Here is a 24175-nt window from a genome sequence, read left to right as displayed (position 1 = left end):
TGATGCTGATCATGTGCAGAAACGCAGAGTATAACTTCTATGAAAATTGCAATCATCGGCCTTGCCAACAGCGGCAAAACCACCGTCTTCAACGCGCTGACCGGCGGTTCGGCGGAAACGACCGCCTATAGTTCCGGGCAGTTGACCCCGAACCTGGCAACCGTCAAGGTGCCCGATCCGCGCCTCGATGCGCTGGCGCTGATGTTCAAGCCCAAAAAAGTCACGCCTGCCGATGTGCAGTATATCGATATCGGCGGGTTGAGCAGCAGCGCGCGTGAGAGTGGCGGGTTGCCGCCAGCAGTGCTTAACTATATCAGCGGCGCTGATGCTCTCCTCCATGTCGTTCGCGCATTCGAGGACGAAACCGTGCCGCATCCAGACGGCAGCGTCGATACACTGCGAGACATCGAGGCAGTGGATCTGGAACTCGCATTCTCTGATCTGGCGATCATCGAGCGTCGCCTGACGCGCCTGAACGCCGAGATCGGCAAGATGTCGGCGAAGGAGCGCGAGATGCGCATTGTTGAACGTGATGCGCTGGTGCGCATTCAGGCCGCGCTGGAAAGCGGCACGCCCATTCGTGACATCGACCTGAGCGCTGAGGAAGAACGATTGCTGCGCGGCTATCAGTTTCTGACGGCGAAACCTTTGTTGCTTGCCATCAATATTGGCGAGGATCAACTGAAACATCCGCCGGCGATCCGCTACGAGCATCGGCGGAGCGGCGTGGCGACGCTCTGCGGCAAGATCGAGGCTGAACTCGCCCAACTCGATGAGGCAGAGGCGCGCGCCTTTATGGACGATCTCGGCATTACCGAACCGGCGCGCAACCGGGTCATCGCGCTTTCCTACGAATTGCTTGGTCTGGTCAGTTTTCTCACCGCCGGTCCCGACGAAGTGCGCGCCTGGACGATCCGCCGCGGGACGCCGGCCGTCGAAGCCGCCGGCGTGATCCACTCCGACATTCAGCGCGGCTTTATTCGCGCCGAAGTCGTCGCTTTCGACGATCTGGCGCGTGCAGGCAGCATGGCTGAAGCCCGCAAACACGGACACGTGCGCATGGAAGGGAAGCAGTACATCGTGCAGGATGGCGATGTGTGCCATTTTCTGTTCAACATCTGACCATGTTCCGACGTCCGTGGCGCCTGCGCAGCGCCGAACTGCGGCTTTTGCTAATTGCGCTGATCTTCTTTGCGGCCGGTTACACCCTGGTAGCGCTGGCAGTCGATAGCGGCGAACCCATTTCATCACCCACGCTCCGGGGGATCGCGCGTATCCTGTGGCCCTCAGTTCTGCCCTTCCTGCTCTTCCTGGCAATGTCGCTTGGGCTGAGCTGGCGTCTGCCCAACGCCGATCAACTGACGCTTCCGCTGGTGGCGTTGCTCAGCGGGCTGGGATTGATGCTGATCGCCCGCCTCGAACCTGCGCTGCTCTCGATCATGTGTTCGCAGCGCGATGGATCGCTGGCGCCCTGCTTTGCTGGCATCGACGACCGGCAGACGCTCTGGGTGATGCTGGGAATTGTCATCTGCACCATTGTGCTGTTCGTTCCCTGGGATGATCTGTTACGACGATATCAGCGCACTTCGCTGATGGACTGGCTCGATCATCATCGATACGCCTGGCTGACGGCGGGGGTGGCGCTGATTCTGGCGACTTTCCTCTTTGGCGTCGATCCCAACAATAGCGGTGTGCGCGCCTGGTTCAACTTTGGCTTCTTCCTGTTCCAACCGTCTGAACTGCTCAAGATCGTGCTGGTTATCTTCCTGGCTTCCTACCTGAATGAGCATCGTGAGGTGGTCGCCGCCGGCTACCGCCTTGGTCCCCTGCCATTACCGCCGCTGCCGTATCTTGCGCCGTTGATCGCTATGTGGGGACTGGCGATGGGGTTGATTATTGCGCAACGCGATCTGGGGGCTGCGTTACTTCTGTTTAGCGTGTTTCTGGCGATGCTGTACGTAGCCACCGGGCGCGGATGGTACGTCGTCGCCGGGTTGTGCGCCTTTGGCGCCGGCTCGTATGTGCTGTACAACATTGTGGCCGTGGTGAAAACGCGAGTAGCCATCTGGCTCGATCCATGGGCAACGGCACAAGGGAGCGGGTATCAAATCGTGCAGGCAATCTATGCGCTGGCATCGGGAGGGGTGCTCGGCGCGGGGCTTGGTCAGGGCCTCCCAACCGTCATCCCGGCAGTGCACACCGATTTTGTCTTTACCGCACTGGCGGAGGAACTGGGGCTTGCTGGCAGCCTGGCAGTCCTGATTGCATACCTGCTGCTCATCTTTCGCGGCTACCACATTGCCATGCGCATTCCCGGGCGTTTTCGCGGGTTTGAGCAACTCCTCGCCGTTGGATTGACCACGATCCTGGCCACACAAACCTTCATCATCATCGGCGGGAATCTGCGCGTTATTCCGCTGACCGGCATCACGCTGCCGTTCATTTCGTATGGCGGTTCATCGGTGATCATGAACTTTCTGATCATTGGGTTGCTGTTGCGCCTCTCTGCGAGCGCACCTATTCCCGCGGCAACACAACCGTAAACGTGCTACCGGCATTGACGATGCTCCGCACCGTCAGTTGCCCGCCGTGCGCTTCGACCACATGTCTGGCGATTGCCAGTCCAAGCCCGGCGCCGCTGTAGGGGCGCGCCAGCGTGTCATCGATCTGGTAGAACGGCAGAAAAATCTTTTCCTGCGCTTCCGCCGGAATGCCGATCCCCGTGTCTTCCACCCGCACCAGCACCCGCGATGGCTCGTCGATCAGCGTTACTTCAACACGCCCGGAAGCGGGCGTGAACTTGATGGCATTGTCAATCAGGGCGCGCAACGCCTGACCAATGCCAATCGGGTCGCCTTTGTACACTGCGGTCGGATGAAGGGAAGCAGACAGTGTCACATTCGCAGTGCGCGCCAGTGGCTGCATTTCTGCAATGACTTCCTGCAACACCTCGTGGATAACGACCGGCACGCGCCGGATCTCGTTCGAACGCACTTCTTGCAGATAGAGCAGGTTATTGAGGATGCGCGAGAGAGTCCGGGCATTGCGAGCGACCACGTTAATTGCCTGTCCCTGCACGTCGTTCAACGGTCCGAGGGTGCGCCGTTCGAACAGTTCCAGGTATCCGAGGATCGCGGTCAGCGGCGTGCGCAACTCGTGCGAGAGGGTGGCGAGGAAGGTGTTTTTGAGGCGATCAAGTTCTTGCAATTCGGCATTGCGGGCGCTCAGTTCACGCACCTGCCGCTCGAGCCGCTCGACCAGCTTCGCGTTGTACTCGCGCAGCATGGTCGTTTCCAGGCTTTTGGGCAGCAGTTCACGCTTCCCTCCCAAAAACTCGGCAATCTGATCGGGGAGCAGGCGCGGATCGATCGGCTTGGCGAGGAACCCATCACACCCCGCAGCCAGCGCACGTTCGCGCGTCCCAGGACGGGCATCGGCGGTAATGGCGATGATCGGCGTCGCGCGCAGATGCGGCAGGCTGCGTAAGCGGGTCGTCGTCTCATAGCCGTCCATGCCCGCGATGTTGATATCGACCAGGATGAGCGCCGGCTGGCTTTCACGCGCCAACGCAATGCCGGCGGGTCCGTCTTCGCACACCTGTATCGCATAGCCGCGCGCCTCCAGAATACGGCGCACCAGCAACTGATTATCGTGGTTGTCTTCGATATACAGAATAGTCACTGGTTCGGTCATTGGTCAACAAGATTGGTTTGAACCTCGATATGCCGGACGGATGAGAGGTCCGCAGTGTCGGCGTTGCCCTCACGACGATTGCTGCGCGACACAACGGCGCACGGAAGGATAAACGTGAACGTGCTCCCCTTGCCCGGTTCGCTTTCCGCCCAGATCCGCCCGCCGTGCGCTTCGATCAGGCGTCGGCTGATCGCCAGTCCCAACCCGCTGCCGCGTTGCCGATCACCGGAGCGCACCTGATGGAACGCCTCGAAGATGCGCGTCAGGTCGTCCGGCGCAATCCCAATGCCGGTGTCGCGGACGCTGACGGCGATGTAGGGGTGAAGGCGCTGCCCATTGCGCACGATCACAAGGGAAGAACTCGCCGAACCCAGATGATGGTCGGGCGCCGCCACACAGCGCGCGCTGATGGTAATACTCCCCTGCCGCGTGAATTTGACCGCATTCGACAGCAGATTGAGGAGCACCTGACAGATTCTGGCGGCGTCGGCATAGGCATACGGCAGGCGTTCGGGCAACGACAGGTTGAGCGTGATCTGCCGGTTGTGCAGCAACCCCTGGATGGTTTCGGTCACTTCGACGATCAGGGCGCGCACATCGAGCGGCGCAAGTTCCAGGTCGATTTTTCCGGCTTCGATGCGCGCCAGATCGAGCAATTCATCGATCAGGTGCAGGAGAAAACGACCATTCCGATTGATAATCTTCAGGTCCTCACGCTGCAGGGGCGTGATTGGTCCATCGATCTCATCGAGCATGACGGTTGAGAAGCCGATGATCGCGTTGAGCGGGGTGCGCAGTTCGTGCGACACCGCTGCCAGAAATTGGCCTTTCAGGCGATCAGCCTCCTGCGCCCGCGCCAGAGCGGTGCGCAATTCCGCCGTGCGTTGCGCCACCTGACGTTCGAGATCGGCGTACAGCATCGTGTTTTCGAGCGCCAGACCCGACATGCCGGCATAGGTCATGAGTTGTGCAACATCACGCGGCGTCGGCGTATGCCCTGACGCATCGAAGGAAGCGACCAGCAGACCAATGACCCGTTTCTCGCGTCCAAACAGCGGCGCCTGCACCGCGCTGCCCACCGGAGACGGCGCGGACACATCGTTGATAATCACCGCCTGCCCGCTCCGCACCACATCAGTCGCCACTGTGTCACTTTCAAGCGAAATGGGCGTCGCGTCCGCCAGCGCCTGCGCGACCTGATCCGCATCGCCTGGACTCACCCAGGCGCTCACGGGGCGCAAGGTCTGCTGCTCGATCAGGTACAGGACGGCGCGATCAAACCCCAGACATGCACACACTCCCTTCGGAATGGCATCGAGTTGTTCACGCACCGATCCAATCGTGCGAAACTGGTTCGACACCTCATTCAATGCGGCCAGTTGACGCAGGTTCAACTCCAGTTCGCCAATCTTCTCGCGCAGCGCGTCGGTCATGGTGTTGAATGAGTGGCCGACATTGGCAATCTCATAATCGCCCGATTCGGGGACGCGATAGGTCAGATCACCGGCGGCGACGCGCTGCGCCGCCGCCTGCAATTCGCGCAGGGGGCGCGTCAGGATCAACGCAGCGGGCATGCTCAGAATGGAGACAACAATCACGCTCAACATAATGACCAGAATGATCTGCCCGCTGAGCACATCCTGGCGAAGCGTAATGACTTCGCTGACCTGCTGCGCCAGTCCGGTGACTTCGGCAACCGGAATAACAATACCGACGCTCCATCCTGCGCTGGGGATCGGCGCAAATGCCAGATACACCTCGTCATTCTGGAGCATCAGGCGCTCGACTCCCTGTTCCGCGCGCGTCATGCGCCTGGCAATCTCGCGCAACTGCGGATTGGCATCGTTCAAGAGGTTATCGGTTGCGATCGGTTGATCCCATCGACCCTGACGACTCAGAAGCGTGTTATGCAACAGCACATCACCGCGCTGATTGATCAGGAACGCCGAGCCGCCGGGGGGAATGTCGATCGACAGGATATCCTGCTGGATCGTTTCCAGCAGCACATCGAACCCGACGACGCCGATGAATGCGCCATTCTGGTCATAGAGCGGCGCGGCGCAGGTCGTGGTCAGTTTCTTGGTATTGGCATCGACATAGGTATCGACCCATACCGCCCTGCCCGCCTCGCGCGCAGCAATGTACCAGCTGCGCTGGCGCGGATCGAACGGCTTGATCTCCTCCAGCACGTCGATAATATCGTGATCGAAGGCGATGACCCCGCCTTCTTCAAATGCGACATACCCCAGGCTCACCATGCCTTCCTGATCGATCGATGCGCGCAGGAGCGGAATGTACTGACGAGCCAGCGCAATCGTATTGGCGTGGGTGCGCACTGCAGCAGGCGTCGGACCATCCGGCGCGATCCAGAGACGATCTGATACGGTCCTGGCAGCACCGGGTTCGACCGGCTGGTACCTGACGATTGACTCGACCTGATGGTAAATGCGGTCGAGTTTGGCATCGTAGAGGTTGGCTTTGTCGGTCACCCAGCGCGTCAGGTCGGCTTCGGTCTGCTCACGCAGAGCGTCCGACGCAGTTTGCACCGCAATACCGCGGGCGCGATCGAGCGCCGAGAGGCTGAGCGCACTCACGAAGATCAGCGGCGCCAGTGCGAGCACGAGCGCCACCAGCGTCATTTTTGAGCGCACTGTCAAACGAAATGGCTGACGAACCGACATACATACACGCTGCTGTAAACGATTGTTTTACTGCTTCTTCATCGTACCACAGGTTGTCACATGCGCTCAAGCGGCGCAGATGAACATTGTCTTACAGGGGCGATGCGTCGGCGGGTATCATGCGCGTGAGCCGCGCGGATCGCACGATTTGCATCAGAAACAGGTTCCCGGTATACTGCCGCTGGTTCACATCACACTGAGGACAGTATGGAGTACGCGCTTGATCGTTTCGTGCGCGAGGCGCACGCTGTCATCGCCGGAACCAACCTGGTGGCGGATCAGATGATCGAACTCGTCACCCCCAAGCCGAATATTCCGGCCGATCTGGCATTTCCGACGTTTCGCGCCGCAAAGGAGGCGGGCATCGCGCCACCGCAACTGGCGCAACGCATTGTCGCGCAGGCACAGGCGCCGCCGGGATCGTTGATCGGATCGATTGTCGCTGCCGGTCCTTTCGTCAATTTCAGCCTCGACGCCGGGCGCCTGGCGACGACGGTGATCGAGGAAGTCGAACGGTTGGGCGCGCGGTACGGCAGCGACGATCAGGGCGAGGGGAAGACGATTGTCATCGATTATTCGTCGCCGAACGTGGCGAAAACCATGCACGTCGGTCATATTCGTTCGACGATCATCGGGCAATCACTGTACCACATCTTCGCCTTTCTTGGCTATCGCATGATCGGCGACAATCATCTGGGGGATTGGGGGAAGCAGTTTGGCATCAACATCGCCGCCATTGTGCGCTGGGGGAAGCCGGAAGGTGACGATGAAGACGCAATTGCCGCGATTGACAAACTGTATGCGCGGTACAGCGCGCTGGTCAAAGAGGATGTGGCGCTGCGCGAAGAAGCCGCCAGGTGGGCGAAGCGCCTCGAACAGAACGACCCGGAGGCGCTGGCGCAGCGCGAATGGATCGCGGAATTGCAGGCGCGCGCGGCGCAACCGAACCACGACGACGAGGCGCGCGCGTGGTCGCTCAAACTCGAGCAGGGTGATCCGCTGGCACGCGACCTGTGGCAGTGGATGGTCGATCTGACCCTCAAAGCCAATCAGCGCAATTATGATCGCCTGGGAGTACGGTTCGATTATACGCTTGGCGAAAGTTTTTACGCGCCGATGCTCGATGGGCTGATCCAGGAAGCGATTGAGAAAGGGGTCGCCTACCGCGACGAAGATGGGGCAGTGGTGGTCGATGAAGTGGCGCCAGGGCTGCCAACCTTCCTGCTTCAACGGAGAGACAGTGGCACGCTGTACCACACTCGCGACCTGGCGTGCATCGTGTATCGTGAGCGCGAATTTCATCCGGCAAAGATTATCTATGTGGTCGATGCCCGCCAGGAATTGCACTTCCGGCAGTTGTTTGCGCTGGCGCACGCGATGGGATACGCGCAGGGCACGGAACTGATCCACGTTAAGTTTGGGACGATCTTCGATCAACAGGGGCGTCCGCTCTCGACGCGCGCCGGCAACATGATCTACCTGGCGGATCTCCTCGACGAAGCGCATGCCCGCGCGCGCGCGGTTGTCGATCAGGCAAGCCCCGATCTGCCGGAAGCGGAAAAAGACGCGATCGCCGAGGCGGTTGGCATCGGCGCGGTGATGTACAATGACCTGTATCAGGACCCGCGGCGTGACATTCGGCTCGACTGGGATCGTATGCTGGCGATCGAGGGAAACAGTGCGCCGTACATTCAGTATATGCACGCTCGCTGCTGCTCGATCCTGCGCAAGGCGGCAGAAGAACATATCGACGCGCACGGCGGGGATGCCGCACTCCTGACGCATCCCTCGGAAACGGCGGTAATCAAGCAGATCGCCAGACTGCCCGGCGCTGTGCGCGAAGCGGGTGAACGGTACGCGCCGTTCGTCATCGCTGAATGGTGCTATGAGACGGCGCGGGCGCTCTCGGCATTCTACCGCGATTGTTCGGTTCTCAAGGCGGAAACGCCCGCTCTGCGCGCGGCGCGTTTGCGCCTGACGGCAGCCACAGCGCAGGCGCTGCGGAACGGTCTGGGATTGCTCGGCATTAAAGCCCCCGAACGAATGTGATGGAGCATGATGACACCTGAACTGAACCGCTTCACTGCCGTGCTCTTCGATATGGACGGCGTTCTGTATCGTGGATCGCGGGCGCTGCCGGGGGTCGGCGAGTTGCTGGCATTCCTCGATGCACGCGGCGTCGCTTATGCCTGCTGCACGAACAACGCCACCATGACCCCCGCTCAATACGAGGCTAAACTTGCACAGATGGGCATCTCCATACCGGCAACACGGATCGTCACCTCATCGGTGGCGACGCGACGCTGGCTCGAAACGCAGGCGCCGCGCGGCACGGGCATTTTTGCGGTTGGCATGGATGGGCTGCGCAGCGCGCTGTTCGATGACGGCTACTTCGTCGAAGATGAGGAACATCCGGCGTTTGTCGTGGTTGGGATGGATTTCGAGGTGACGTATCGGCGGCTGCGCAAGGCATGCCTGCTCATCCGCGCCGGCGCGCGTTTCGTCGGCACCAACCCCGACACCACCTTCCCGGCGGAAGACGGCATCGTGCCGGGGTGCGGCGCGCTGCTGGCGCTGCTGCGCGTCAGCACCGACATCGAACCGTTCGTCATCGGCAAACCAGGACCAACCATGTTCCACACTGCGATCGAGATTCTGGGCGCCGACGCAATGCACACTCTGACGATCGGCGACCGCCTTGACACCGACATCGCCGGCGCGCGCGCGGCGCGTCTTGCCGGCGCACTCGTGCTGACCGGCGTCACAACGCCAGAAATGCTCGAGCAGAGCGCCATTCAGCCCGACTTCATCTTCCGCGATCTTGTGGAACTGCGCGAGGCATGGATGCTGGCGCCCGGCGGCTAAGAGCCTATCCGAAAAGATGACCGTCACCTTAAAACGGCTCGATGCCCGCCTCCGACAGTTCATCGGCAAACTGCTCGACCTCGCGGTTGTTCTTCAGCGTATCGATCTTGCGCAGCAGCGCCTGACGATCAACCCCCTCGGCAATCATGGCGCGCGCCACGTACTGGCGCAAATATGAGCGCAACAAACGCAGATCCTCCGGCGATAGCCGTTGACCGCTGAAATACCGTTCGACTGCCGCCGACAGTCTGCCGGTCTGTTCCGTCATCCAGAAATGCGGCGGCTGCGGAACCGGGAATGGATAGGGATAATCACGATCGGGCGCATAGATCAGATCGTCGATCTGTTCCAGAACATCGGACATAGCATATGCTCCTGAACATGGCACTCGCATTGCAGGATAGCAGGCTTTGGGGTATGATAACAGTTGAAGCAGAACATGAGCAAATCAGAGAGGAGGTGGACCAGTATATGTGACGCGGTCGAAGAATGGCGGAAGGAAGAGCGACGACCGTTGTCACCGTTGTCACTGAAGCCTTGATGTTCAACCAGGCATCTGTCGGCGCACATTGGCCGTGTTAGCGCAGAGACAGACCATCAAAACAAAGGATCATATCATCTCTTGGAGTATTCTTTATGTCGCAAAACGGGAATGGTTCGTCTGGAGGAATGCGGTGGTTTCGAGCAGATTTACACATTCATACTCCTGCCTCAGAAGACTATGCAGAACCAGAAGTCGCTTTTCTTGACATTCTGCAGGAAGCGGAGCGACGAGGTCTCGATATCATCGCATTTACCGATCATAACACGGTTCATGGATATGAATTGATGCGTCAGGAGATCGAGTTTCTCCAGACGCTCGAACGCCAGCAGCGCATCACTGAGGAGGAGCAGAGTCGTCTCAACGAGTACCGGCGTTTGCTGGCGCGGATTACGGTTCTGCCCGGGTTTGAATTCACATCGCATTACGGTGCGCATATTCTGGGAATTTTCGCCCCTGATCGACCCATCAGCCTGATCGAGGCGACGCTGCTGCAACTTGGCGTTCCGCCCGATCTGCTCAAGAAGGGCGCATGTTCGATTGCCGATACGCGCCACGTAACGGACGCCTACGAAATCATCAATCGCGCCGGCGGGATTGTCATTGCGCCACACGCCAACGGACCAAATGGCGTCATCACCGAGACCCTGCGCATGGGCACGAGCGGTCAGGCGCGGGTCGCTGCCACCCAGCATCCATCGTTGCACGCGCTCGAATTCGTCAATTTCTATACCGACCACGAGAAGTTTACGTCACCGACGTTCTACAACGGGAAAACCGAACATTATGAGCGCCGCATGTTTTGCCTCCAGGGGTCCGACGCCCATCGGCTGCGGCGCGTCAATGCCGGCGAAGGGAATGGCTGGCATCGTCATGGCATCGGCGATCGTTATGTCGAATTTCTCCTGCCTGCGCCGACGTTTGCTGCGCTGAAGGAACTGTTTGCGTCGAACGATTTCGACCGGGTGCGCGTTCCCAAGCGTGACCAGAAACAGTGGGAGATCGACACGCTCCGATTTGGCGCTCAGAACGATCGTCAGGTATTGCGCCCGGGGTCGGCTGCCGACACGCTCTGGCAGGACGTGGCGGCGCTGGCGAATGTCGGCGGTGGAACGCTGATCATCGGCGGCACGGAAGCCGAACTGACCGGTGTCGAACACCCGGAGCAATTGAGTGAGACGCTGCGGTGCAGTGTGCAGGAACGTCTGAATCCGCAACCGTATCTGACATTCGAGTTGATCGCGTATGAAGGACGCGACCTGCTGCGCGTCGAAGTACGCGCTACCAGTTCGCCGCCGTATGTCGGGAACGATGGCGTGATCTACACGCGACATGGCGGCGAGACGGTCATTGCCGACCGCACCGAAATCATTCAATTGTGTCGGCGCGCACTTGCGGAAGGCGCCGCCACCCCGCTCGACAACGGCCAGGAACTGGACCTGCCACGCAGCGGCGTCGAGATTGTCGAAGCCCAAAAGCGCGCCGGCGTCTGGTTGTATGAGGTGCGCGACCTGCGCACAACCTCGGGAGTGACGCGCGATCATGCCCAGGGATTGTGGGCATACGCCATCAGCCGCTACGAGGACGTGCGCGAGGGGCGGATCGATCTCCAGAGCCAGGTGAAGTGGAAGGGGCGCCTCGGTCTGTGGCGCGCCTACCGGCAGGGCAACCGCACCAAATACGATCTGGTGCATCGTGATGCCAACGGTGTGATCGACCATATCTTCTTCGGCGTCTCCGACTGGGGGTTGAGTCCTGCCTGGCAGTCGCTCATCAATGACCGCGCGAGTGACACGCTTGAGCATGAGCCGCGCTCATTCGGCGACGATACGCCGGGAGACCCGGATGTGTTCGAGGAGCCGGGCAACAGCGCAACGCCATGGAGCGACCGACGTCCGCGCTGGCGCGGGCGCGGCGGCGTCTGGCGCATTGGGCGCGACGCCCAGGGGAACGTGTACTTCGACCTGATGATGCGCAGCAAGGAAGGGAATGAGATCAAGGAATATCCGGGCGTGCCGCGCGAGAAATTGACCGAGGCGTGGATGAACCTGATTCGCGTGCCGCGCCCGCGCACCGGCATCGAGGTCGTTGAAGTCATCGTCGATGAGTTCGGTGAGCGCCGTTTCGTCTTTCGCAACCTGCGCACCAGCGAGTTGAGCAATGCGCCCTGGCGTCTCCAGGATATCGAGGAAGGAACCGTCCGCCAGTACGCCGCGCGGATGTCGCTTCAGGATATGCCACTCGATGAAAGCAAGGTGCGCTGGTGGGGCAACCTGGGATATATGCGCCCGATGCGCAAGCAGGTCGATCTGGTCTACCGCGATGAAAACGGCATCGACCACATCTACTATGCAGCACGTCGCGATGAACTGTCGGGCGAGTGGCGCGAACTGCTCGATGAGTACGGAGAGTTATAAACAGGTGGACAGTGTGCTGAAACGTCTTTTCCTGGCATGGGCTGCGCTGGCGGCGCTGATGGCGCCTGGCGCGTCACACACGGCAGCGGCGCAGTCGCCCATTCTGCCAGCGACGGTCTATCCGTCATCCGGGCAGGCAGGGACGCGCTTTGATTTTCTGGCAGAAGGGTTCGCAAGCGGCGAACGGATCGATATCTGGGTCAACACGCCCGATGGTCGCGCCCTGCCTGCCCGCCCCGACAGTGAACTCCAGCGGCGCGTCGCCCGTGATGGACGCGCCGCCTGGAGCTGGACGGCCCCCGACAATGCGCAACCCGGAACGTGGTCGCTGGTGGCGCGCGGTCAACGCAGCGGCGTCGTGTGTGTCGGGCTGTTTACTATCGAACCGCCGCCGGCGCCGACCGCACCGGAGGTCAATGCGTTCCCCGCTACCGGGCGTCCCGGTACGCGATTCGTCTTCTTTGCCGCCGGGTTCGCCCCTGATGATCCTATAGCGTTCTTCCTGACCGCGCCCGACGGCGAAGAAACGCTGACCGGGGTCGAGCAGCCGCGCATCTCCAACGGACGGGTCGATTGGGCGTGGACGGCGCCCGACAAGGCGGCGCCCGGCGTTTGGCGCTTCCGTGTGAGGGGCGGGAACAGCCGATTCGAGCAGATCGTGGCGGTGACTATCGAACGACCGACGCCTGCGGTCGGCGTGACGCCGGGGCGCGGACGGGCGGGGACGCTCTTTCGGTTCTTCGCAGAAGGTTTGCAGGGACGCGAAGGGGTCATTTTCTGGGTCAACCGTCCCGATGGTCGCGCCGAAAAGACAACCCCGGAAAAGGTAGGAGTGAACGACGGGCGGGTGGATTGGTCGTGGATTGCGCCTGATGACGCACCATCTGGCCAGTGGTCAATGGTGGTGCGCGGCGTCAGCAGTGGCATCGAGCGGGTGGTGTTGTTCGAGATCCAATGAACTATCGCCTGACCATTCGCGCCTGAACCGTGATGAGCACAGGGCGGAACATCGGGCAGAGCGTTCTGTTCGAGAGGATTCATATGAATGACATCGAACTGGCACGATGGCTGTATGAAGGTGCGCTGGCGGCGAGCGAGGGGCGACGCGAGGAAGCGCGCCGCCTGCTTATGCAGGTTATCGAACGCGATGAACAGAATGAACAGGCTTGGCTCTGGTTGAGCGGCGCAGTCGACGATCCGGCGGATCAGCAGATTGCGCTGGAGAATGTGTTGGCGATCAACCCGAATAACGCCGCCGCCCGGGCTGGACTCGAATGGTTGCACACCCAGGGTCAGGTTGACGCCGCCAACGCTCCCTCAGCGACGACAGCCGCCTCAACGTCGCAGGACCGCTCGGGACCGTGGGTTCCACCGCCGCCCTACGACGAGAATGAGGTGGTAGAGATTATGTGCTGGCAATGCCAGGCGACGCTCTACAGCGTCGCCCCCTTTTGCTGGCAGTGCAACGCACCGGTGCACTCCTGCAACAATTGCGCTTTCCGTGACGACACGCGGTGCAAGCAACTTCAGGGGTTGACCAGCCCGGTAGCGTGGGCGGCGGTCAACGAGTGCCCGTGGTGGCGACCTGTGCCGCTGCGTTGATTGTTGCTGCGTCTTCCCAACCCACCCAGAAGTTGTTGCGCTGAACGTAAGCGGCGACCTGCACCCGGATGCCTGGCACATCGATGCGATCCGCTTCATTGACCAACACGACATTCGGGCGCGTCTTGAAATGCCGCATATACGCCGCAACCGCCTCGTCAATCTTCCGTGCGACCGGCTTCTTGGTGTTATCGTCGAACCACATCATGTACATCGGAGCGCCTCCATTACCTGCGTGGATGCATATCCGAATGCAGTGTATCAGAACATACGTTCGGCGTCAAGCGCCAGAAGAACTGAGAACTGAGAACTGAGAACTGAGAACTGAGAACTGAGAACTGAGAACCGAGAACTGAGAACTGAGAACTGAGAACTGAGAACCGAGAACTGAGAACTGAGAACTGAGAACCGAGAACTGAGAACTGAGAACTGAGAACTGACACCAAGTGGCGTTCAGCCAGAAAAGATGTCCGAGCGCCCGGTTCGCACGGCGTACCGATCCACACCGCGCGTTGGCGGTCGTGGACGTATAACGGCGCATAGCATCAGCAGCCCCAACGGGGCTTCCATTTGCCTCAGCGAGGGCTTTTGCCCGCAGCGGACCTGTGGAAGTTGGCACGGCGCGAGGACGCCGCAAGGAGGCTTTTTCAGGCGAAGGCGGAACAGTCACTCCGGCAACAGTGGCAGTCGACGGACCCGCAACCGCCGCTCGTGAACGGTGACTACGGCGCCCTGATTCAGGTCTGACTGGCACTGGGTCAGCACCGTCTGTAACAGGCTGACAAGCGCTGCTGCCCACAACCCTTCGATCCGAATGCGAATGACCGATGGAGCAGCGACGCATGAGAGAGCAAGAAGTTCGCGGAAGTCGGCGTCAAAGGTAACGACGACGCGCTGCTCATCGCGGGCAAGCCGCAAGATGGTCGCATCCTCGGCTGTAGCATATCTAATGCCGCCAACATGAACAGCATCAATGCCGGAAGCGCGGAGTAGTTCCACTGATGTGCGCGGCAGACCCTATCAAGCAGCAGTTTCATACGTTACCGGCAACTCGACGACCCGATCATCGAGGCATGCAGCAGCATAGAGCAAGGACTGTCGAATATCGTCGTCTTCAAGTTCAGGATATTCCCGGCGCAGATCTTCACGGTTAGAGTGCCAGTAATTCAATAACACGGCGGACCGTCAATCGCAAATTGCGGATCGATGGTTGACCATTCATGCGTGCGGGGTTAATGGTGATACGGTCCAATTTCATGACGCCTTGCCTCCTGCTTTTCAGGATCGCATGGTCCATACCCAGGTACAATGAGCTCAGAGGACAATGCTCGGGTTGTATTGTACTTCTGCGCCTGACCGTCAACAACAGGACTTACGCAGTGGCGCGTTTTTGGCGCCGCTCTGCCGAAAGCAAAAAGAGCCGTCACGCGGCTCGTCCGTGAGACAACCGCGTAACTCCTGTCAATCAAACGATCTTTCCCCAACCCCTTGCACTTGACAAATTGGCGCTCTTCTCATATTATACCCATAATAGTGTCAATATAACAATAATATCTGGGGATACTGCCATGAGCATCTTCGACAACCGTCGTCTGACGAACGAGACGTTCAAACTCGATGCCGAGCGCATGCGCACCGGATGGTATTCGGACAAGTATTTCGAGAACATTGTCGGGATGCTGAGTGCGCTCGCAAAGCGCGGCTACCGGTTCGGCGGCGTGTCGCCCCGCCTATCGAATGCTGGCATTCCGCTCGACGAGGTCGATATTGGCAACATCGAAGTCGAGATGCAATGGTTCACCCGCCGCCGTCCGTTCTCGGTCGTTGCCGGCGTTGACAAGGCGCTGGCGATGCTGCAACTCTGCACTGGCTATTTCGACGACCAGGGCGCCTTTGTCAATACCTACGATCACCTTGAAGTCGATGCCGTTCACGATGGGGTGATCGTGCGTTACGACGGCGACCCGATGAACGTGCAGCCGGTGCTGCGCGTGCGCGGTCGGTATCGGGACTTCGCGCTGCTGGAGACGCCGACTCTCGGAACGCTCACCCGCGCCACCCGGATTGCCACCAATGTCTACAATGTGCTGGTTGCGGCGCGCGGCAAACCGGTGCTCTTCTTCCCGGCGCGCTTCGATGCGCACGAGGTGCAGGCGGCTGACGGGTACGCCTACAACATTGCCGTGCAACGCTTCAACCTCGACTACGGCAAAACGCTTGGCGCATTCATCTCAACCGACGCGCAGGGCGACTGGTGGGGCGGATTCGGCGGCGGCACGATTGCACATGCCGCAATTGCGGCATTCCTCGGCGATACGGTCGAATGTATGCTGGTGTTTGCCGAAACCCGCCCGGTTGAAATACCGCGAATTGCGCTGATCGACTTCGAGAACGACTGTGTCGGCACGGCGCTGGCGGTGATGGACGCGATGTTCCAGCGCTACCGCGAATTGATGGACAGCGGACAGACGACCGAGGCGCGGCGCTACAAACTGTTCGGCGTGCGCCCTGACACGAGCGACAAACTGCGCGACATCAGCGTGCCGCCGCTCGGCAACCGCAAACTGGATATGGGGGTCAATCCGCGGCTGGTCTTCTACTTGCGCCAGGCGATTGACGATGCCTGGAAACGCTGGTCGCTGTCGCCGGAGTGGGTGGAACCGGCGCAACAATGGTGCCGCGATGTGAAGATCGTCGCAACCGGCGGGTTTGGTCCGAAGAAGATCCAGCGCTTCGAGGAATTGGGGGTGCCGGTGGACATCTATGGCGTCGGCTCATCGCTCTTCTCCAACAGCGACGAGGAGGGCACCAACAACGACTTCACCGCCGATGTGGTGCGGGTCAAAGTCGGCGGGACATGGCACGATATGGCGAAAGTCGGGCGGCGCGCCTGCAATAACCCAGACCTTCAGCGCGTTCAGATGCCGCGTTGTTGAACGTTCACCGGCGCACGCCCGTCCATCGGCGATTTGCCGGCGGCGTTCAGCGGTTGTGCGCCTGCCATGAGCAATCCCAGCTCTTCGCGCGTGGCGCTGGCAGCGGGCAGCGTCGCCGCGATCCGTCCGTGATACATCACGGCGATCCGGTCGGAAAGCGCCATAATCTCATCGAGTTCCGCCGACACGAGCAGCACGGCGGCGCCCCGGTCGCGTTCAGCGACGATCTGCTGGTGAATGAATTCGATCGAACCGACATCGATGCCGCGCGTTGGTTGGGCTGCAATGAGCAGGCGCCCTTTGCGCGACAGTTCGCGCGCGATGATCACTTTCTGCTTGTTGCCGCCGGACAGCGCCGACACGAGTGTAAGCGGGCTGGGCGTGCGCACATCGTACTTTTCGATCAGAAGGTTTGCATGCTCAAGGATCGCGCGGTCGTCGCGGACGATGCCGTGGGCGAATGGCGGCGCGTAGTAGGTGTTGAGCACCAGATTATCGGCGACGCTATAGGTCAGCACCAGCCCATCCTCCTGGCGATCCTCGGGAACGTGCGCGCAACCGGTTTCGCTGATGCAGCGCGGCGAGACGTTCGTCACGTCGCGCCCGTTGATCAGCACCCGCCCGGAACGCACCGGGCGCAAACCGGTAATCGCCTCGACGAGTTCGGTCTGACCATTCCCCTGCACGCCGGCAATGCCCAGGATTTCGCCGGCGTGGACTTCGAGCGATACGCCATTGACCACCTGCTGACCGCGATCGTCGAGGACGGTCACCTGATCGAGGACCAGCACCGGCGCAGCGGGGTGCGCTTCACCTTTTTCGACTTCCAGCATCACGCTGCGACCGACCATCATCTCCGCCAGGCTGCGCTCGGTCGCTTCGCGCGGCGTCGTTTCACCAACCACGCGCCCACGTCGGAGCACCATAATCCGATCGGCAATTGCCAGCACTTCTTTCAGTTTGTGCGAAATAAAAATGACCGACGCTCCCTGTGCCGTCAATGAGCGAATAATGGCGAACAGTTCTTCAGTCTCCTGTGGCGTCAGCACCGCCGTTGGCTCGTCGAGGATCAGGATATCGGCATTGCGGTAGAGCGCCTTAATAATCTCGACCCGCTGCTGCTGACCGACCGACAGATCCTTCACATAGGCGTCGGGATCGACATCGAGACGATACCGCTGCGACAGTTCCCGGATGCGCTGACGGGCGACATTGAGATCGAGGAAGGGACCGCGACCCGTTTCGGCACCGAGGATGATATTTTCGGCAACGGTGAAGACCGGCACAAGCATGAAGTGCTGATGGACCATGCCGACTCCGCGTCTGATCGCGTCGCTTGGTCCGCCGATGCGCACTGGCTCGCCGCGGATCAGCACTTCACCTTCGTCCTGGTGGTACAAGCCATAGAGAATGTTCATCAGCGTCGTCTTGCCGGCGCCATTCTCGCCGAGGAGCGCCAGCACCTCGCCGCGCCGCAACGTGAGGCTGACGTGCTCATTGGCAACCACGCCGGGGAAGCGTTTCGTGATATTGCGGGCTTCAAGAACGATCTCAGGCTCGGCGGTCATCGTCATTCCTTCTGGTACACTTTGCCGATTGCGGCGGGTGGGCGGGCGCGCCCGACGAAGCCGGCCAGAACGGCGATGGTCAACACATACGGCAGCATTCCAATGAACTGCGGCGGCAGATCGCCGATCCATGCCAGCCAGGGGGGGAGTTGATTCTTGAGGAACTGTATCTGTGATTGCAGCGCATTGGCGAACCCGAACAGGAGCGATCCGCCCCAGGCGCCAAACGGCGTCCATTTGCCGAAAATCATCACCGCCAGCGACACGAAGCCGCGCCCGTTGGTCATATTCCGCTCGAATGAACCGACCGATTCGAGCGTCAGGAACGCGCCTGCCAGCCCGGCGAGCATACCGCCGACAATCACATTAATGTACCGCACGCGATTGACCGCAATGCCGACCGTATCGGCGGCGGCGGGATGTTCGCCGACGGCGCGCGTGCGCAATCCCCAGGCGGTGCGGAACAACAGCACGTGGACAACGACGATCAGGATCAACGACGCGAACGTGATCGGCGGGTTGCTGAAAAATACCGGACCGACAACCGGAATGTCCGCCAGCAGCGGAATGCTCACCGACGACCATTTCCCGCGAGTTGTCAACCCCTGCTGATAGAAATAACCGGTCAACCCCACGGCAAGAATATTGATGACGGTGCCGGCAATAATCTGATCGACCTTGAGCGTAATCGACATCAGCGCGTGGAACGCGCCAACCGCCGCACCGACGAGCAGCGCTCCCAGGGTCGCCAGGAGCAAGTCGCCCGTCCACACATTGAACAGAAAGCCGAGGAACGCAGCGATCAGCATCATACCCTCGATGCCGATGTTAATCACCCCAGAGCGCTCACACATAATGCCTGCCAGCGCACCGAGAATGATCGGCGTCGACTGACGGATTGTCGACGTCAGCACCGCTGTCGTCGCCAGCGGCGCGCGCGCATAGGCGACCAGCACCAGGATCGCCAACCCGCTCCACACCCCAATCGTCACCCAGGGAATCCGCGCCGCCGACGGTCGCGCCATCCTCTTCGTGATCTGCATGCCCCATTCCCCTTACGATCCCCAACCGCTACTCAGGGTCACCCGTTCACCCTCTTCGGCACGGAGGCGCAGCACCCAGCGAATGATGCTCTCAGCGGCGACGAAGAACAGGATCAGCGCCTGAATAACATCGATGATCTCCGATGCCACACCCGAATTGAACTGCATTCGACCTGCGCCGGCCTGCATGAGGCCGATCAGCAGCGATGCCGGAATGACGGCAATCGGATTGGTGCGTGCCAGCAGCGCGATGGTGATTGCCTGAAAGCCAAGACCGACGTTGAACCCCGGCTGAAACCGCCCGACGACGCCGAGCGTTTCGACGGCGCCGCCAAGCCCCGCCAGGAAGCCGCTGGCGACCATCGCCAGCACCGTCATCTGGCGTACTGAGATGCCAGCATACTTTGCCGCACTGGCATTCTGCCCGACGGTGCGCAACTCGAACCCAATCGTCGTGCGCCAGATCAACCACCAGACCGCGACCGCCGCCAGCACCGCCAGGATCATTCCCAGCGGCACGCCGGCGATGTCGGGCAGACGCGCTTCGGGCGCCACTGCCGGGGTGCGCGCCACAATATTCCCCGGCGACCGATCCTTCCAGGGTCCGTCCGCCAGCCAGTCAGTCAGGTTGAAGGCGACGAAGTTGAGCATAATGGTGGTAATAACCTCGTGCGCCCCGGTGAATGCCTTGAGCGTACCGGCAATCGCCGCCCACAGCGCGCCCATCAGCGCACCGACCAGCAGCGCCAGCGGAATATGCACTACAGCTGGCAAGCCCTGCAGGCTGAAGCCGATGAACGCTGCAAACACGGCGCCGAGCAGCAACTGGCCCTGCGCACCGATGTTGAACAGACCGCACTTGAACGCCAGCGCCACCGCCAGACCGCCAAAGATCAGCGGCGTCGCCTTTTCGAGCGTGCGCCCGATTGCCCGACTGCTTCCCAACCCGCCTTCGAACAAAGCGCTGTACGCCACGAGCGGATTCGCGCCAGAGACGACGATGATCACCGCGCCAATCGCCAGCGCCACAACGACCGACGCCACCGGCACAATCATGGCGCGCGACAGGCTGCGCACCGACGCCAGGCGATCCGCCTGCGGAGAAGATTGCGATTCAGCACGTTTCATACGATGCAGGCTCCTGATGGGGTGAGCAGAGTAGAGGAATACCGCACCATCCCGGAGTCCTGGCGGCTGAAGCCACCGGCTATAGGACATTGCAGCCACATGCGACGGGATGCTGCACAGCGCACGAAAGAAAACGGGCTGCGTCCCCAGAAGACGCAGCCCTCGACCGCACCTTACGGCGTGTATCCCGTCGAAATCGAACCGTCGCGCAGACCTTTATCGACCTCGGCGATCTTCGCCTTCAATTCTGCCGGAACCTGCGCCTCGAAATCGTGGAACGGCGCCAGCCCGACCTCGCCGACGTAGTTGCCGGACGGGAAGTTGCCTTCCTGCGCCTTCTTGATCAGGTCGAACACACCCGGCGTAATCAGCTTCATGGCGCTCGAGATCAGACAGGGATGCGCTTCGGGAACCGTCTCCCACTGATCGGTATCGACGCCGATGCAGTACACACCCGGATTCGCCGCCGTCTCGATCAGCGCGCCGTTGCCGGTCTTCCCGCCGGCGCCGAAGATCACATCGGCGCCCTGGTCAATCGCCAGTTTCGCCTGGTCGGCGCCCCACTTCGGGTCGGTGAACGCCGTGTCGAGACCGCCCGGATGGTAGGTCGAAATCACCTGGATGTCGGGCTTGAGATACTTCGCGCCGTTCTCGTACCCCTCTTTGAAGGCAACGACCGGCGGAACCAGGTTGGTGCCGAGCACAGCGGCGATCTTATTGCTCTTCGACATTCCCGCCGCCAGCACGCCTGCCAGGAAGCCTGCCTTGTCCTCGGCAAAGATCAGACCGGCAACGTTCGGGATTGCCGTCGCCTGAAACTGATCGACACCGATGAACTTCACGTTCGGATTTTCCTCGGCAGCCTTTGCCGTCGCCTCGCCAAGCGCAAAGCCGACGGTGACAATAACGTCATACCCCTTTTCGGTAAACAGACCGATGTTCGCGGCGTAGTCCTTCGCGTCCTTCGTTTCGACATAGTTGACGATCGCGCCCAATTCGGCTTCGGCGCGCTTGACGCCTTCCCAGGCGGACTGGTTGAAACTCTTATCGTCGATCTCGCCCACATCGGTCACAAGACCGACACACAGCACTTCGGGCTTGGGGCAATCTGCTTCGGTGGGTTGGGCTGGCGCGGCAGTCGCGCCGGTTGGAGCAGCCGTCGGTGTAACCGTCTGCTGCCCGCCACATGCGGCAATCAACGCCGAGACGAGCAGCAGGATGATGAGAGAAACCGAGCGTTTCATTCTCGCCTCCTGTCCTGATGCGCCCCGCAGGGCGCGGGCAAAGAATCTGTACACGGCTTCAGCGACGCACAGTGATCGTGTGGTGGCCACAGCACAGCAATCCGCGTTTTGAAGCCATTCCCCGGAGTTGGGCGGATTATAGCATAGCCGTGGTTGGATGCCAAATGGCAGGGGAGGCGCATAGGGTGCAGGCATTAAGTGTCGGAAACCTCCGTTTCGCTGCGGGCTGAAGCCCTCACTAAGGACAGAAAAGCCCCTGCGGGGCTGGTGAGAATGATGTGTCCACTGCACACCGGCTTCACCGCCAAGGACCCGAAGCGCACGAAGGGGAATAATGAAGCGCATGTCCTTTGTGTCCCTTGGTGACCTTCGTGGTTGCTTGTTGCGGTGAAGTAACCACCAAGGACACGAAGAGCACGAAGGTGCATAAAAATGAAGCGCATGTCCTTTGTGTCCCTTGGTGACCTTCGTGTTGCTGCACACCGGCTCAACCGCCAAGGACCCGAAGCGCGCGAAGGGGAAGAACCATGAAGCGCATGTCCTTTGTGTCCCTTGGTGACCTTCGTGGTTGCTTGTTGCGGTGAAGTAACCACCAAGGACACGAAGAGCACGAAGGGAAATAAAAATGAAGCGCATTTCTTTTGTGTCCCTTGGTGATTGCGTAACGCGGAAGTTATTCCGCCCGTCTGCCGATAATGAAGCGCATGTCCTTTGTGTCCCTTGGTGACCTTCGTGGTTGCTTGTTGCGGTGAAGTCATGGAGGGCTTCACCACCAAAGACACGAAGTGCACGAAGGGGAATAAAAATGAAGAGCATTTCTTTTGCGACCTTCGTGGTTACCGCTTTTTGCAGTGAAGTCAATGATGGTTTTTGAATAATTGTTCCGCCATCCGCCTGACCGCCCGGCGGCTGAAGCCACGGGCTACGGGCGCCAAGCCCGCCTGCGCGGACGGGACTCGGCGAGACCGAAGGATCCGCTCAAGAACCGTAAGCCGCAGGCGACGGTTGCGAAATTTACCTTTGCAGGCTACACTGTTCAATATGCTCTGGTTTAGGTCGGGCAAACCCTGCAGAGATGTCACGTGATCGGGATGCAGGCGAATGCGCAAGAGAGCCACAACTTCACCCCAGGGACCGAGCGACGCCGGGCGTGCAAGCCAGCCCTGAAGGGACTTTCACTCGCGGTAAGCACGGTCAAACCGCGTCCTCAGCGAGGGCTTTAGCCCGCAGCGAGATAGTGTTTCCCGGAAAGCACCGTATCACAGCGCGAGGAGAACGCTATGACCACCATTTCCTTTACGGCGAAAACCTGCATCGTCTGCCGCGCGGAACACGAATATACCGAAATCGACAGCACGATGGTTTTCGGTTCGCCCGATCTCGACTCACGCCCGCCTGAGATGATGCGTTCGACGATCTTCGCCTGGGTGCAATGCTGTCCTGCGTGCGGCTATTGCGCCGAAGACGTCAGCAAAGCGCCGAAGCAGGCAAAAGTTATTGTCAAAAGCACACAGTACCAGGCGCAACTCGCGGACCCCGCCATGCCTGAGCTGGCGAACCATTTTTTATGCCAGGCGATGATTCATGAACATGCAGGCGACTATGCCGCAGCAGCACGGGCAATTGTCCATGCCGCCCGGGTATGCGACGATAAGGAGAAATCTGAGTCGGCGAAGACCTGTCGGATCAGAGCGGCCAATATGGTTTTGCGTGCCATTGCAGCCGGGCAGGAGTTCACCGAGCAGCGCGGAGCGGAGACCGTTATCCTGGCGGATCTGCTGCGTCGTGCCGACGCATTTGCTGAAGCCAGGACAATCATTGCGCGCAGACGCCCTGGTATCACAGACAGTACGATCTTGCGCTTGCTCGCTTTTCAGGACTCGTTAATTGCGCGCGGCGACGTAGCGCGCCATACACTGGACGAAGCGATGGGAGAGGACGAATAGACGAACCATTCTCCCATTCACTGCTTGCCAGATCATATCCGGGAGGCGCTCGACGGTAAGCGCCTGTATCTCCGCCTCGTTACAGCCATAATCTGGTTCAACCCCGCCTGTCGAAGAAGAACTGTTATGAAGCTACTGCAATGTGTTATCGTCCTGTGCGTCATCCAGTCGCTGATCACCTGTAGCACAGCATTTCCCGCACAGCAATCGTGTGATGAACTCCCATCCGTAAAAGCGATCAAGCATGCTCTGGAGCAACATGCAGGTACACGGAGCGCAGGTCGAACAACTGAACCCAAATGCTATCGTGTTCGCTATTGAAGAAAGCCAACATTGCCCTGGCAGGGCGACGCTTGTTATCTACCATGCAACCACATCCGAGGGGAAGCAAATCCGACAGTTGCTCGGCGATACTTTCTTCGAGATACCCTATAAACTTCGCAATGTGTAGAATGCCAGCTTCTTTCGAGTCGCTCCCCTCGTCCTATACGGGGGCGCTACTCTTTGCGCC

General features: G+C 60.2%; 20 protein-coding genes. 10 read left to right on the top strand and 10 right to left on the bottom strand.

Annotated elements, in window-relative coordinates; translation table 11 throughout:
* Nucleotides 1–39 precede the first annotated feature (39 nt).
* Together ychF and AC3EA7_RS04440 are read left to right on the top strand one after the other, a co-directional pair.
* Nucleotides 40–1122 carry a redox-regulated ATPase YchF gene (gene ychF / locus AC3EA7_RS04445; RefSeq protein ID WP_488612828.1) on the top strand — a complete coding sequence of 361 codons (1083 nt, stop codon included), beginning with the start codon at nucleotides 40–42 and terminating at the stop codon, nucleotides 1120–1122.
* On the top strand, nucleotides 1098–2543 hold the full coding sequence (locus AC3EA7_RS04440) for an FtsW/RodA/SpoVE family cell cycle protein (RefSeq protein ID WP_488612827.1): 1446 nt from the start codon (nucleotides 1098–1100) through the stop codon (nucleotides 2541–2543). Before ychF ends, AC3EA7_RS04440 begins: the two co-directional genes overlap by 25 nt.
* Here the strand turns inward: AC3EA7_RS04440 and AC3EA7_RS04435 are convergent.
* Together AC3EA7_RS04435 and AC3EA7_RS04430 are read right to left on the bottom strand one after the other, a co-directional pair.
* Nucleotides 2518–3681, bottom strand: coding sequence for a hybrid sensor histidine kinase/response regulator (locus AC3EA7_RS04435; RefSeq protein ID WP_488612826.1), 1164 nt, complete (start codon nucleotides 3679–3681; stop codon nucleotides 2518–2520). The two genes, AC3EA7_RS04440 and AC3EA7_RS04435, sit on opposite strands and share 26 nt — an antisense overlap.
* Before the next feature lie 8 nt (nucleotides 3682–3689).
* Complete coding sequence (locus AC3EA7_RS04430; RefSeq protein WP_488612825.1) at nucleotides 3690–6374, bottom strand: sensor histidine kinase; 2685 nt, start codon at nucleotides 6372–6374, stop codon at nucleotides 3690–3692.
* Nucleotides 6375–6581: 207 nt separating this feature from the next.
* Here AC3EA7_RS04430 and argS point away from each other — a divergent pair, with 207 nt between their 5' ends.
* Nucleotides 6582–8423, top strand: coding sequence for an arginine--tRNA ligase (gene argS / locus AC3EA7_RS04425; RefSeq protein ID WP_488612824.1), 1842 nt, complete (start codon nucleotides 6582–6584; stop codon nucleotides 8421–8423).
* A gap of 6 nt (nucleotides 8424–8429) precedes the next feature.
* A complete protein-coding gene (locus AC3EA7_RS04420; protein ID WP_488612823.1) occupies nucleotides 8430–9239 on the top strand; it encodes an HAD-IIA family hydrolase in 810 nt (269 codons plus the stop codon).
* A gap of 28 nt (nucleotides 9240–9267) precedes the next feature.
* Here AC3EA7_RS04420 and AC3EA7_RS04415 read toward each other — a convergent pair whose 3' ends face one another.
* Nucleotides 9268–9603, bottom strand: a complete 336-nt coding sequence (locus tag AC3EA7_RS04415; protein WP_488612822.1) for a hypothetical protein — start codon at nucleotides 9601–9603, stop codon at nucleotides 9268–9270.
* 305 nt (nucleotides 9604–9908) lie between these two features.
* Here AC3EA7_RS04415 and AC3EA7_RS04410 point away from each other — a divergent pair, with 305 nt between their 5' ends.
* From AC3EA7_RS04410 to AC3EA7_RS04400, 3 genes are all read left to right on the top strand, one after another.
* Nucleotides 9909–12197: an RNA-binding domain-containing protein gene (locus AC3EA7_RS04410; RefSeq protein ID WP_488612821.1), complete on the top strand. Its 2289-nt coding sequence runs from the start codon at nucleotides 9909–9911 to the stop codon at nucleotides 12195–12197.
* A gap of 13 nt (nucleotides 12198–12210) precedes the next feature.
* Nucleotides 12211–13155 carry a hypothetical protein gene (locus AC3EA7_RS04405; protein WP_488612820.1) on the top strand — a complete coding sequence of 315 codons (945 nt, stop codon included), beginning with the start codon at nucleotides 12211–12213 and terminating at the stop codon, nucleotides 13153–13155.
* Nucleotides 13156–13238: 83 nt separating this feature from the next.
* A complete protein-coding gene (locus tag AC3EA7_RS04400; RefSeq protein ID WP_488612819.1) occupies nucleotides 13239–13799 on the top strand; it encodes a tetratricopeptide repeat protein in 561 nt (186 codons plus the stop codon).
* On the opposite strand, the gene AC3EA7_RS04395 is transcribed toward AC3EA7_RS04400, so the two are convergent.
* From AC3EA7_RS04395 to AC3EA7_RS04385, 3 genes are all read right to left on the bottom strand, one after another.
* The gene (locus AC3EA7_RS04395) at nucleotides 13759–14013 is read right to left on the bottom strand and encodes a hypothetical protein (RefSeq protein ID WP_488612818.1); all 255 of its coding nucleotides are present in this window, start codon (nucleotides 14011–14013) and stop codon (nucleotides 13759–13761) included. The two genes, AC3EA7_RS04400 and AC3EA7_RS04395, sit on opposite strands and share 41 nt — an antisense overlap.
* Nucleotides 14014–14465: 452 nt before the next feature.
* Nucleotides 14466–14798, bottom strand: coding sequence for a DUF5615 family PIN-like protein (locus AC3EA7_RS04390; RefSeq protein ID WP_488612817.1), 333 nt, complete (start codon nucleotides 14796–14798; stop codon nucleotides 14466–14468).
* Between the two features lie 151 nt (nucleotides 14799–14949).
* A complete protein-coding gene (locus AC3EA7_RS04385; RefSeq protein WP_488612816.1) occupies nucleotides 14950–15057 on the bottom strand; it encodes a DUF433 domain-containing protein in 108 nt (35 codons plus the stop codon).
* Between the two features lie 310 nt (nucleotides 15058–15367).
* Here AC3EA7_RS04385 and AC3EA7_RS04380 point away from each other — a divergent pair, with 310 nt between their 5' ends.
* On the top strand, nucleotides 15368–16735 hold the full coding sequence (locus AC3EA7_RS04380; protein WP_488612815.1) for a nicotinate phosphoribosyltransferase: 1368 nt from the start codon (nucleotides 15368–15370) through the stop codon (nucleotides 16733–16735).
* On the opposite strand, the gene AC3EA7_RS04375 is transcribed toward AC3EA7_RS04380, so the two are convergent.
* The 4 genes from AC3EA7_RS04375 to AC3EA7_RS04360 all read right to left on the bottom strand — a co-directional run bounded on the left by AC3EA7_RS04375 (nucleotide 16717) and on the right by AC3EA7_RS04360 (nucleotide 21718).
* Nucleotides 16717–18303, bottom strand: a complete 1587-nt coding sequence (locus AC3EA7_RS04375; RefSeq protein WP_488612814.1) for an ABC transporter ATP-binding protein — start codon at nucleotides 18301–18303, stop codon at nucleotides 16717–16719. The two genes, AC3EA7_RS04380 and AC3EA7_RS04375, sit on opposite strands and share 19 nt — an antisense overlap.
* 2 nt (nucleotides 18304–18305) lie before the next feature.
* Nucleotides 18306–19346, bottom strand: a complete 1041-nt coding sequence (locus AC3EA7_RS04370; RefSeq protein WP_488612813.1) for an ABC transporter permease — start codon at nucleotides 19344–19346, stop codon at nucleotides 18306–18308.
* A gap of 12 nt (nucleotides 19347–19358) precedes the next feature.
* Nucleotides 19359–20474: an ABC transporter permease gene (locus AC3EA7_RS04365; protein WP_488612812.1), complete on the bottom strand. Its 1116-nt coding sequence runs from the start codon at nucleotides 20472–20474 to the stop codon at nucleotides 19359–19361.
* Between the two features lie 173 nt (nucleotides 20475–20647).
* Nucleotides 20648–21718 (bottom strand): BMP family ABC transporter substrate-binding protein, encoded by a 1071-nt coding sequence (locus AC3EA7_RS04360; protein WP_488612811.1) that lies wholly within the window; start codon nucleotides 21716–21718, stop codon nucleotides 20648–20650.
* Between the two features lie 1280 nt (nucleotides 21719–22998).
* Here AC3EA7_RS04360 and AC3EA7_RS04355 point away from each other — a divergent pair.
* Both AC3EA7_RS04355 and AC3EA7_RS04350 read left to right on the top strand, forming a co-directional pair.
* The gene (locus tag AC3EA7_RS04355) at nucleotides 22999–23664 is read left to right on the top strand and encodes a hypothetical protein (protein ID WP_488612810.1); all 666 of its coding nucleotides are present in this window, start codon (nucleotides 22999–23001) and stop codon (nucleotides 23662–23664) included.
* Nucleotides 23665–23923: 259 nt separating this feature from the next.
* Nucleotides 23924–24115, top strand: a complete 192-nt coding sequence (locus tag AC3EA7_RS04350) for a hypothetical protein (RefSeq protein WP_488612809.1) — start codon at nucleotides 23924–23926, stop codon at nucleotides 24113–24115.
* Nucleotides 24116–24175 lie beyond the last annotated feature (60 nt).

Source organism: Roseiflexus sp. (assembly GCF_057785375.1).
Note: the sequence above shows the minus strand (reverse complement) of the source record. Positions and strands in the feature narration are given on the sequence as shown.

What these genes read in the sequence shown, in the direction of transcription:
- AC3EA7_RS04360 (WP_488612811.1), bottom strand. Translation starts at nt 21,718, where the DNA reads ATGAAACGCTCGGTTTCTCTCATCATCCTGCTGCTCGTCTCGGCGTTG.
- AC3EA7_RS04430 (WP_488612825.1), bottom strand. Translation starts at nt 6,374, where the DNA reads ATGTCGGTTCGTCAGCCATTTCGTTTGACAGTGCGCTCAAAAATGACG.
- AC3EA7_RS04355 (WP_488612810.1), top strand. Translation starts at nt 22,999, where the DNA reads ATGACCACCATTTCCTTTACGGCGAAAACCTGCATCGTCTGCCGCGCG.
- AC3EA7_RS04385 (WP_488612816.1), bottom strand. Translation starts at nt 15,057, where the DNA reads ATGAAATTGGACCGTATCACCATTAACCCCGCACGCATGAATGGTCAA.
- AC3EA7_RS04370 (WP_488612813.1), bottom strand. Translation starts at nt 19,346, where the DNA reads ATGCAGATCACGAAGAGGATGGCGCGACCGTCGGCGGCGCGGATTCCC.
- AC3EA7_RS04410 (WP_488612821.1), top strand. Translation starts at nt 9,909, where the DNA reads ATGCGGTGGTTTCGAGCAGATTTACACATTCATACTCCTGCCTCAGAA.
- AC3EA7_RS04420 (WP_488612823.1), top strand. Translation starts at nt 8,430, where the DNA reads ATGATGACACCTGAACTGAACCGCTTCACTGCCGTGCTCTTCGATATG.
- AC3EA7_RS04350 (WP_488612809.1), top strand. Translation starts at nt 23,924, where the DNA reads ATGCAGGTACACGGAGCGCAGGTCGAACAACTGAACCCAAATGCTATC.
- AC3EA7_RS04365 (WP_488612812.1), bottom strand. Translation starts at nt 20,474, where the DNA reads ATGAAACGTGCTGAATCGCAATCTTCTCCGCAGGCGGATCGCCTGGCG.
- AC3EA7_RS04400 (WP_488612819.1), top strand. Translation starts at nt 13,239, where the DNA reads ATGAATGACATCGAACTGGCACGATGGCTGTATGAAGGTGCGCTGGCG.
- argS (WP_488612824.1), top strand. Translation starts at nt 6,582, where the DNA reads ATGGAGTACGCGCTTGATCGTTTCGTGCGCGAGGCGCACGCTGTCATC.
- AC3EA7_RS04375 (WP_488612814.1), bottom strand. Translation starts at nt 18,303, where the DNA reads ATGACCGCCGAGCCTGAGATCGTTCTTGAAGCCCGCAATATCACGAAA.
- AC3EA7_RS04395 (WP_488612818.1), bottom strand. Translation starts at nt 14,013, where the DNA reads ATGTACATGATGTGGTTCGACGATAACACCAAGAAGCCGGTCGCACGG.
- AC3EA7_RS04380 (WP_488612815.1), top strand. Translation starts at nt 15,368, where the DNA reads ATGAGCATCTTCGACAACCGTCGTCTGACGAACGAGACGTTCAAACTC.
- ychF (WP_488612828.1), top strand. Translation starts at nt 40, where the DNA reads ATGAAAATTGCAATCATCGGCCTTGCCAACAGCGGCAAAACCACCGTC.
- AC3EA7_RS04415 (WP_488612822.1), bottom strand. Translation starts at nt 9,603, where the DNA reads ATGTCCGATGTTCTGGAACAGATCGACGATCTGATCTATGCGCCCGAT.